Annotated in this window: 1 protein-coding gene; it reads right to left on the bottom strand. The window is 64.7% G+C overall.

Features of this window, described 5'->3' with window-relative positions; all coding sequences use genetic code 11:
* On the bottom strand, nucleotides 1–187 hold a 187-nt coding region (locus HWE01_RS22790; RefSeq protein ID WP_241822979.1), incomplete at its 3' end, for a dihydrodipicolinate synthase family protein.
* Between the last annotated feature and the right edge of the window lie 51 nt (nucleotides 188–238).

Genomic DNA, 238 nt, shown 5'->3' with positions numbered 1-238 from the left:
CCACCAGGTCGCGCTCGGCGTTGGTCATGTAGGGCACCTCGGCGGAGGAACCGAGGACGAACAGCCCGGACACGCCGCCGTCGAGCAAGTGGATGGTGAGGTTGTGCAGGGACGCGGTGTCGATGCTGCCGTCTGCGTGGCGGGGGGTGACGACGGGCGGGATGACGCCGGAGAACTGGGAAGACACGGGAAAACTCCGATAACTGGGTTGGTAGAAGAGAGAGATGGGTGGTCTAGG

This window comes from Herbaspirillum sp. C7C8, from assembly GCF_022627875.1.
Taxonomy (GTDB): Bacteria; Pseudomonadota; Gammaproteobacteria; order Burkholderiales; family Burkholderiaceae_D; genus Herbaspirillum.
The sequence above is the reverse complement of the archived record's forward strand: the minus strand, read 5'-3'. Positions and strand labels throughout refer to the sequence as shown.